The sequence below is a fragment of the Natronospirillum sp. genome, from assembly GCF_022565775.1.
GTDB lineage: Bacteria > Pseudomonadota > Gammaproteobacteria > Pseudomonadales > Natronospirillaceae > Natronospirillum.
In genome coordinates this window covers 1-8,821 of the sequence record NZ_JAIUMC010000115.1, presented here as the reverse complement: position 1 = coordinate 8,821, position 8,821 = coordinate 1, and the positions used below count along the sequence as shown (strand labels likewise).

General features: G+C 61.2%; 4 protein-coding genes. 1 reads left to right on the top strand and 3 read right to left on the bottom strand.

The window, feature by feature from the left end; translation table 11 throughout:
- The first annotated feature begins 158 nt into the window (after positions 1 to 158).
- Positions 159 to 3,251 carry a beta-galactosidase gene (locus tag LAT62_RS14930; RefSeq protein WP_293385764.1) on the top strand — a complete coding sequence of 1,031 codons (3,093 nt, stop codon included), beginning with the start codon at positions 159 to 161 and terminating at the stop codon, positions 3,249 to 3,251.
- A gap of 223 nt (positions 3,252 to 3,474) precedes the next feature.
- Here the strand turns inward: LAT62_RS14930 and LAT62_RS14925 are convergent, their stop codons facing one another.
- From LAT62_RS14925 to LAT62_RS14915, 3 genes are all read right to left on the bottom strand, one after another.
- Positions 3,475 to 6,246, bottom strand: coding sequence for a pitrilysin family protein (locus tag LAT62_RS14925; protein ID WP_293385762.1), 2,772 nt, complete (start codon positions 6,244 to 6,246; stop codon positions 3,475 to 3,477).
- Positions 6,247 to 6,402: 156 nt separating this feature from the next.
- Positions 6,403 to 7,431, bottom strand: a complete 1,029-nt coding sequence (tdh, locus tag LAT62_RS14920) for an L-threonine 3-dehydrogenase (RefSeq protein ID WP_293385766.1) — start codon at positions 7,429 to 7,431, stop codon at positions 6,403 to 6,405.
- Between the two features lie 23 nt (positions 7,432 to 7,454).
- The gene (locus LAT62_RS14915) at positions 7,455 to 8,651 is read right to left on the bottom strand and encodes a glycine C-acetyltransferase (protein ID WP_293385760.1); all 1,197 of its coding nucleotides are present in this window, start codon (positions 8,649 to 8,651) and stop codon (positions 7,455 to 7,457) included.
- Positions 8,652 to 8,821 lie beyond the last annotated feature (170 nt).

The following is an 8,821-nucleotide window of genomic DNA, read 5'->3' as shown; positions in this document are numbered from 1 at the left end:
TGGGCGATGATTATATCATCATTAAATATACTAATTAACCACTCGGGACACTAGCCCCTGCGTCTGCATTCATGAAGGGTGGGCGACACGTTGTGCTGGGCCTGTCCGCGCGCTATTCTGTGAAAACGTTATCAAATTGATGCAACAAGGTGTCGCTCATGACCTCCTTTACTGAACTCCTGACCCGCCGGGACTGGACCAACCCGACTGTTGTCGGTTGTCACAAGATACCGGCCCACAGCCCCTTGAAAGCTTATGAAAGCGCAGAAAAAGCGGCATCTGGCAGCAAATCGGAAAGGCTGCGTTCACTGAATGGACAGTGGGCCTTCGAACTGTTTGATCGCCCTGAAAACGTTTCTGCAGACTGGCAATCCTGGTTCTCGGGCCCGGCTGCAGAGCCACCGGCCTCTGCGGCCACGATTCCGGTACCGGCCAACTGGCAGTGCGAAGGTCATGACATCCCCATCTACACCAACATTCAGTTTCCGTTTCCCAACACGCCGCCGGCCGTGCCCGATGACAACCCCACCGGCTGCTACGGTCACTCATTTGACCTGACGGCAGAGGACCTGAAACAGCAGGTACGAATCATCTTCGAGGGCGTGAATTCGGCGTTTCATCTTTGGTGCAACGGTCACTGGATAGGTTACAGCCAGGACAGCCGCCTGCCCGCCGAGTTTGATCTGTCGGATCATGTGCAGGCGGGCAGCAACCGGATTGCCGTCATGGTCATCCGCTGGTCGGACGGCAGCTATCTGGAAGATCAGGACATGTGGTGGCTGAGCGGCATCTTCCGTGATGTCAGATTGCTGCTGAAGCCGCAGGTCCGAATCGAGGATGTGGCCATCCGAACCGAACTGGATGCCCTGTATCGGGATGCCGAACTGCACGTCGAAACCCGGGTGTCCGACCCGGACACGCTGGTCGAGGTGCAGTTGTTCCAGGGTGACAAACCGGTGATCGAGCCTGTCACGGCCCGGCCGGGTAATGTGGAGGTCGATGAACGGGGCGGCTTTCGTGATCGGGCCAATCATCGAATCCCGGTTGCCAATCCTGACAAATGGACCGCCGAGACACCCAACCTGTATCGGCTTGTCGTTACGCTGCGCAATCAGCAGGGCGATGTGCTGGATATCGAGGCCTCTGACGTGGGCTTCCGACAAGTGGAGATCAGCGATGGTCTGCTGCGCGTCAATGGCAAGCCCCTATTGCTGCGCGGTGCCAACCGGCACGAGCACGAGCCTGAGCGCGGTCATGCGGTCACCCTGGAGAGCATGGAAGCCGACATCAAGCTGATGAAGCAGTACAACTTCAATGCGGTGCGCACGGCGCATTACCCGAATCACCCGGACTTCTATCGTCTGTGCGATCACTACGGGCTCTATGTGGTGGACGAAGCCAATATCGAGTCGCATGGCACCGACCCCTGCAGCCAGTTGTCCGATGATCCGCAGTGGCTGAATGCCTATATGGAGCGCATCACCCGCCTGGTGTATCGCGACCGCAATCATCCGAGCATCATCATCTGGTCGCTGGGCAATGAATCCGGGCTCGGTGGCAACCATCACGCCGCCTATCAGTGGGTCAAGCAGACCGATCCCACCCGACCGGTGCAGTACGAGGGCGGGGGTGCCGATACCGCTGCCACCGACATCATTTGCCCCATGTACGCCCGGGTGCACACCGACATGCCGTTGCCGCAGTCCGTGCCCAAGCAGGCCCTCCAGAAGTGGATCGGCCTGCCCGGCGAAGACCGGCCGCTGATCCTGTGTGAATACGCGCATGCCATGGGCAACAGCCTGGGCGGCTTTGCCGAATACTGGCGCGCCTTCCGCCAGTACCCGCGCCTGCAGGGCGGCTTTATCTGGGACTGGGTGGATCAGGGCCTGACCCGCACCAGCGAAAGCGGCGAGCGCTACTGGGCCTACGGCGGGGATTTCGGTGATACGCCGAATGATCGCCAGTTCTGCATCAATGGGCTGATCTTCCCGGATCGCACCGTGCACCCGACCATTCATGAAGCCAAGCGGGCACAGCAGTTTCTGACCTTTGAGCTGCTGGACACAGCGCCGGTGCAGATTACCGTAACCAGCGAGTGGTTGTTTCGCGCAACTGACAACGAACAACTGTACTGGTCGATCACACGCAATGGCGAGGTGATTCTGGAAGGCGATCAGACGCTTGCGTTGGAGCCGGAAGAACGGGCCGTCATGACGTTGTGCGACGCCTTACCCACCTCAGAGCCCGGCGCCGATGATCGGCTCAATGTCTGGGTGACCCAGCCCAAGGCCACCGATTGGTCCGACGCCGGCCACGAGAGTGCCCGCTGGCAGTTCAGTCTGCCCGGTACAGCGGCATTGCCCGCTGCAGCGACAGCCACGGGAACAGCGCCTGAGGTCAAGGCTACGGATTCTCAACTGAGCGTGTCAGGCGACGGCTTCGTGCTGACCTTTGACCGCACCAGCGGCGAGCTGATCGACTGGCAATCAGGAGGCGAGTCCAGACTGAAGGCAGCACCCATCGATGCCTTCTGGCGTGCCCCGCTGGACAATGACATCGCCGCCAGTGAAGCCGCCAATCCGGCGGCCGATGCCTGGGCCGCGCGCTGGCATCAGGCGGGGCTGGATCGACTGCAGCGTATCGGCGAAAGCATCACCTGGTGCACCCTGGGCGACCGGGTTCTGGTCGAGGTTCACCAGCGCTACGAGGCCGACGGTCAATCCGGCCTGAGATCAATCTGGCAATACTGGATTGATGGGGATGGCACTGTGGAGCTGGCCGTGCAGGTTTCGGTGGCGTCCGGCATGCCACCACTGGCGCGCGTGGGGATCGAACTGCGGCTGGCCGACACGCCGGACACAGTGCGCTGGTATGGCCGGGGCCCGTATGAAAACTACCCGGACCGTCGGCTGGCTGCCGATGTGGGCCGCTACGAGTTACCGCTGGGCGCCCTGCATACGGACTATATCTTCCCCAGCGACAATGGCCTGCGCTGCGACACCCACTGGCTGGAAGCCGGCCCGCTGCGCGCTGAAGGCGAGTTCCACTTTGCTGTCAGCCGCTACAGCCAGCAGGCGCTGGCGGCAGCCCGGCATCCGCATGAGCTGGTTGCCTCGGAGGGTGTTCATGTGCGGATTGACGCCGAACATGCCGGTATCGGCGGGGATGACTCCTGGAGCGTCAATGTGCACCCCGAGTATTGGCTGACCCGGCAGCAGTATTGCTACCGAGTCAAGCTCCAGATCAACTAGGCGGTACGTTGTGCAGGAGCGAACGGAGCCCCGGGCTCTCGTTTTTGGGCGGCTGTCGCCGCCGAGCGCGGCCAAGGCACGCGCCTACAACGGAGGCACTATATCCTGTAGGCGCTGGCTTGCCTGCGCTTGAGCCTGGGGCACCACGAGCGCGGCCAAGGCCTGCGCCTACAACGGTGGCACTGTTGTAGGCGCTGATTTATCTGCGCTATCGCGCTCAGTCTCAAGGCAGCCAGACGAATTCGGAGCGCACTGCCGCGTCATTGAGGAACAGGCCCAGCAACTCCGGCAGCGCCGTGGCATCCACATCGGCATAGCGGCCATCAAGGCCGACGGTGGGGTCACGCTCGAAGAGTTCGCCATAGACCAGCCGGCTCACGGTCCAGTCGGCGTCGCCCACCTGCCGCCGTCGATCCTGCTCCATGCGCTGCTGCCAGCGATCAATGCGCTGCTGCGCAGGTGTCGAGTCGGCGGCTTGCTTCAGGGTTTCTTCGACCCGAGCCACGGCTTCATCGGCCCGCTCCGGGTCCGTGCCCAGATGCACCCAGAGCACATAGTCGTCATGAAAAAGGGTGTACCCCTCAGTATCACCCTGCACCGAATAGGCCAGGCCACTGGCAGTGCGGATTTCATCCATCAGGACTTCATCCAGCCAGTGCTCCAGATACAGCATGGCGGTGCGATCCAGATCGGCATGCGCCGCCTTGGGAATGGCATAGCGCAGCGAAATACTGGCATGCCGTTCACCACTGCCCTCCAGGCGCCACTGGCCTGACTCTTCCGGCACCGGCAATTGGCGGGTCGACAACTGGGGATCTTCGGTCGGTGGCAAGGTGGCTACGGCAGCGAGCACATGCTGGCGCACGGTGTCGCGATCCACATCCCCGGCAATGGCCAGGGTATAGTTTTGCGCCCCGGCAATATGGCGGTCATAAAACGCCTGCATGTCCTCAGAGGAAACCCCCTCGACTTCATCTGCGGTCAGCATGCGCTTGGCCGGTTCCTGCCGATACAGCTCTTCATGCAGCAGATCAATCCAGGGGCGGTGCGGGTGACTGCTGAGCTGATTCAGGTAGCTCAGGCTCTGCGCCCGCTGGTGCTCGGCCATGTCCGGGTCTACCCGGCCTTCGGTGAGCCCGATATGCAACAGGTTCAGGGCCAGCCCCAGTCGGTCTTCCGGTGCATGGCCATAGGCAAAGCGGTCAAAGAAATCCATGCCGAATTCCAGTGTTACGGACTCGCTCTGCAGCCACTGATTCAGCTCTGGGCCGTCCAGGTCGCGCAGCCCGGAAGCTGTCATGGCTTCCACAGCAAGGCGGCCGGTGATCACATCGTCTTCGGCCAACTGATTGAAGCCACCCAGACCGACCAGCGAGAAGCTGACTTCATCCGGGTTGGCATCCGCATGACGATAATAGACCGTCATGCCATTGCTCAGCGTCCACTCCGTGACCTCGTGGTCCAGGTCGCGCTCGCGCACTATAGTGCCTGCATAGGCCGGGTTCAGCGACCAGTCCGCCACCTGCTCATCGGCCATTGCGCCCAGGCGATGGCTTTCATCCGGCACCCAGGCTGCAGAGGCCAGCCAGCCGTCAATGGTATCCGCGGCCGGGGGCTCCATTCCGTAGGGATGGATGATTCGCACCTGGGGTGAGACCGACATGACATCGGCCAGGGCACCGGTCACCGAATCGGTGGTCCATTCGGGCAGGGTCTCCTCCAGCAGGGCCAGCCACCGTGGCTGCCCCAGCATGGGCCAGTCATAGAGGTAGTGGTCCAGTGCAATCCCTGCCAGATGACCGGCGGAATCCTGTTCTGAGCGCTCCTGCTCGAGCAGACGGCGGCGCCAGTCATCCAGTTCGCTCTGGCGAATGCCCTCGGCCAGCAAGCGCTGGCGCTCTTCTTCCAGCAGGCTCAGGCCCAGCTCGAAGTCGTCTTCGGTCAGCCCTACTTCAAGGTCGACAACGCGCACATTCGGGGAGGAGTATTCACGATACCAGTCAAACCACGCGACCGCGCCGCGCGTCTCGGAGACACGGTGATCAAGGCGGTCGATCAGCACATCCAGCGCCGGCTCCACCTTGAGGTTCTCCATCAGGTCCTCTTCCGAGGTCGGCATGGGCTGTTCAAGAAAATAGCGAATGTCCGCAAAGCCATCCGAAATGTAGGGGTCCGTAACTGTCAGGCGGGGGTTCATGGCGTCCGGGTTGATATCCCATTGTTCAGGCAGCGGTGCCCCCGAGGCGACGGGTTGCGGCGGGAAGTGCTCGTCAACGAGGGCACGTATCTGGTCTTCATCCACATCGCCGGTGACAATGACCGCCAGGTTGTCGGGCCGATACCAGGTCTCGTAAAACTCGCGCAGACCTTGCGGGGTGGCCTCTCGAATACTGGTTTCGGTGCCGATCGGGTGCCGCTCAAGATGGCGGCTGCCGGCAAAGAAGTCGTCATAAATCTGCTGGCTGGCGCGGTCGGCTTCAGGCTCGGTCATGCGCCATTCTTCCAGCACGACAGCCCGCTCCGACTCCACGTCATCCGGGTCGAAACTGACCCGATAGGCCCATTCGGACAGCAGCTCGATACCGCTTTCCAGCCGCTCCGGCTCGACCGAGTTCAGGTCCAGCCAGAAGGCAGTATGGTCAAATGTGACATAGGCATTGGAGTGATGGCCGATATCGACATTGAGCTCGCGCAGTCGATCCCGCATGGCCGATTGGGGATAATTTTCAGTACCCCTGAACACCATGTGTTCGACAAAGTGGGCATAGCCCAACTGGTCATCGCGTTCCTGCAGGCTGCCGGCCTTGACGACCAGTTTCAGCGTTGCTTCGTTGTTGGAGTGGCTGTTGCTGTTTTCCCAGATGATGACAGTGGGCTGGTGTTCATTCTGATAGACGGTGTAGCCCGCCTGGGGGGCAGTGCCGCACCCGATCAGCAGTGCCAGCAGCAGGGCGCAGCCGACACGAAGGAGAGTGGCCGAGAGGTCAGTGAGCATGGTGGTGTCCCTTTCCGGTTCCAGAGAGTCAAAGGATTCTCCAGGGACACTGTGCGCTGCCAGGTGTCTGCATTCCTTCCCTGCAACCGGCTGCCGCTCATCCCTGAAGCGATCGGATTGTGCCAGACCGGCAGGGATTTATCACTAACCCGAGGTTCAATTTGTCCAGTCCAGAATCACCTTCCCCGACTGACCCGACGCCATGATGTCGAAGCCCTGTTGGAAATCATCCACCGAGAAGCGATGCGTGATGATGGGGCTCAGGTCGAGACCCGACTGCAGCAGGCTAGCCATCTTGTACCAGGTCTCGAACATTTCACGGCCGTAGATGCCCTTCAGGGTCAGGCCCTTGAAGATGACCTGATTCCAGTCGATGGCCATACTGCCCGGCGGTATACCCAGTAGCGCCAGACTTCCGCCATGATTCATGGTCGCCAGCATCTGCTCGAACGCCGAGGGTACGCCAGACATTTCCATACCCACATCGAAGCCCTCGGTCATGCCGAGTTCACTCATGACCTCTGACAGTGACTGCTCACTGACATTGACCGCCCGTGTGGCGCCCATGCGTTGCGCCAGATCAAGACGGTAGTCATTGACGTCGGTGATCACCACATGACGGGCACCGGCATGGCGGGCAACAGCGGCGGCCATGATACCGATGGGGCCGGCACCGGTGATCAGCACGTCCTCGCCGACCAGGTCGTAGGTCAGGGCCGTGTGCACGGCATTGCCGAAGGGGTCGAAGATCGAGGCCAGGTCATCACTGATGTTGTCCGGAATCTTGAACGCATTGAACGCCGGGATCACCAGATACTCGGCAAACGCCCCCGGTCGATTGACCCCCACGCCTATGGTGTTGCGGCACAGGTGGCGTCGGCCAGCGCGACAGTTGCGACAGTGCCCGCAGGTGATGTGCCCTTCGCCGGACACCCGGTCTCCCACGGCAAATCCGCGGACCTCAGAGCCCATGTCTTCCACCACACCGACATATTCGTGGCCCACCACCATGGGTACGGGGATGGTCTGCTGAGCCCAGTCATCCCAGTGGAAGATGTGCATGTCAGTGCCGCAGATGGCGGTCTTGCGGATACGGATCAGCAGGTCATTGTGGCCTGGCTCGGGCCGTTCGGCCTCGGTCAGCCAGATGCCGGGTTCGGCCTGCTGCTTGGACAGGGCTTTCATGGCGGTCATGGTGGCGACTCCGTTCAGTTGATGACGCCGAGTTCACGGCCTATCCGGACAAACGCTTCGATGGCTCGGTCCAGTTGTTCTCTCGTATGGGCGGCCGACATCTGGGTGCGGATACGCGCCTGCCCCCGCGGTACCACCGGGTAGGAAAACCCGACCACATAGATGCCCTCGGCCAGCAACCGTTCTGACATCTGCGCAGCCAGCTTCGCATCCCCCAGCATCACCGGAATGATGGGGTGGTCGGCCCCGGCCAGCGTGAATCCGGCCTGCTCCAGCGCCTGCCGGAAATGACGGGTATTGGTCCACAGACGGGTACGCAGCTCGTCGCCCATCTGCAGCAGATCCAGCACGCGCAGTGAGGCCTGCACGATAGGGGGGGCCAGTGAATTGGAAAACAGGTAGGGGCGGGAGCGCTGACGCAGCCAGGCCACTATCTCTTCCCGCCCCGAGGTATACCCCCCCGAGGCCCCCCCCAGTGCCTTGCCCAGTGTACCGGTCAGAATGTCGACCCGATCCATGACTTCACAGTATTCATGGCTGCCCCGGCCCTGGTCTCCCAGGAAGCCAACGGCATGGCTGTCGTCGACCATGACCAGCGCCTGATAGCGGTCCGCCAGGTCACAGATGCCCTGCAGATTGGCAATGACGCCGTCCATCGAGAAGACACCATCGGTGGCGATCAGCTTGTAGCGCGCACCGTCAGCATCGGCCTCTTGCAGCCGGGCTTCGAGTTCCGTCAGGTCATTGTTGGCGTAGCGATAGCGTTTGGCCTTGCATAGCCGGATGCCGTCGATCACCGACGCATGGTTCAGCGCATCGGAAATCACCGCATCTTCCGGGCCCAGAATGGTTTCGAACAGGCCGGCATTGGCATCAAAACAGGAGGAATAGAGGATGGTGTCTTCCATGCCCAGAAAGGCACTGAGCCGCTGCTCAAGCTCCTTGTGGATATCCTGCGTACCGCAGATGAAGCGCACCGACGCCATGCCGAAGCCATGCTCTTCCAGTCCGCGCTGCGCCGCCTTGATCAGCTCTGGATGATTCGCCAGGCCGAGATAGTTGTTGGCGCAGAGGTTCATGACGCGCTCGCTGCCCACCGCTATCTCACCGTCCTGAGAGGAATAGATAACGCGCTCGGCCTTGAACAGACCCTCGTCCTTCAGCGCCTCGGTCTGTTGCGTTAACTGCTGTAAAAATGCCTGTCGTGACATGGGCCACTCCTGCCGGTTTCCTGATCCGCCAGTATAAGGGGGAGGCGTCACGGCAGCACGGTATTGTCGAGTACGCTGGGGGAAAGGGTGTCAGGTTGGGTTGACGGCAGCGGGGGTTGTGAGTTGTGAGTTGTGAGTTGTGAGTTGTGAGTTGTGAGTTGTGAGTTGTG